The following is a 759-nucleotide window of genomic DNA, read 5'->3' as shown; positions in this document are numbered from 1 at the left end:
TTATGGACTTTAGTCCGTTGAGTACGCGTAGCGTGCGAAACATAAAACCCCCTGCTATGCGGGGGGAGTACCAAGACCGTTATACAAAAAATTCTTCCCTTCGATAGAATATAGGTGTTCAGGCTATATTGTTAAAAGAAGGGAAGAACAGAATGGCTAATCAAACAAATAGTTTAGCCCATACAAAATGGTTGTGCAAATACCATATCGTATTCACACCGAAGTATAGACGAAAAATAATCTACAATCAATATCGGGCCAGTATTCAGGAGATCATCCGACACCTTTGCCGATACAAGGGTGTTGAAATCCTTGAGGGACACATGATGCCCGATCACGTTCACCTGCTTTTAAGCATACCACCCAAGATGAGCGTGTCCAGTTTCATGGGCTATCTGAAAGGGAAAAGCGCACTGATGATGTTTGACAAGCATGCAAACTTGAAATACAAATTTGGGAATCGACATTTTTGGGCCGAAGGATACTACGTAAGTACAGTAGGACTCAATGAAGCAACCATTCGAAAGTATATTCAGGATCAGGAGAAACACGATATCGCACTAGATAAATTAAGTGTCCGGGAATATGAGGACCCCTTTAGAGGTCGCTGAGTGGTACAAACACCCATTTATGGGTGGGCAAAAGAGGCAAAGGCAATATGGCCTGAACAAAGTGAAGGCCAGCGCCTTGAGACGCTGGTCGGTAATCCAAGGCTTATAGCCTTAGAGCAAACCACCCTTTGAAGGGTGGTTTTGATTG

General features: G+C 43.6%; 1 protein-coding gene. It reads left to right on the top strand.

Going from position 1 to position 759, the window contains the following annotated elements; genetic code table 11:
- Window positions 1-152: 152 nt before the first annotated feature.
- Window positions 153-611, top strand: a complete 459-nt coding sequence (gene tnpA, locus Q6A92_RS18790; protein ID WP_332239030.1) for an IS200/IS605 family transposase — start codon at window positions 153-155, stop codon at window positions 609-611.
- Window positions 612-759: the final 148 nt, after the last annotated feature.

Origin of the sequence: Sporolactobacillus sp. KGMB 08714, from assembly GCF_036598985.1 — a bacterium.
Classification (GTDB): domain Bacteria; phylum Bacillota; class Bacilli; order Bacillales; family Sporolactobacillaceae; genus Sporolactobacillus.
This window is presented reverse-complemented; position numbering and strand designations above follow the sequence as displayed.

Bases quoted from the DNA above. Each gene is read 5' to 3' on its own strand.
- tnpA (WP_332239030.1), top strand. From the start codon at position 153: ATGGCTAATCAAACAAATAGTTTAGCCCATACAAAATGGTTGTGCAAA.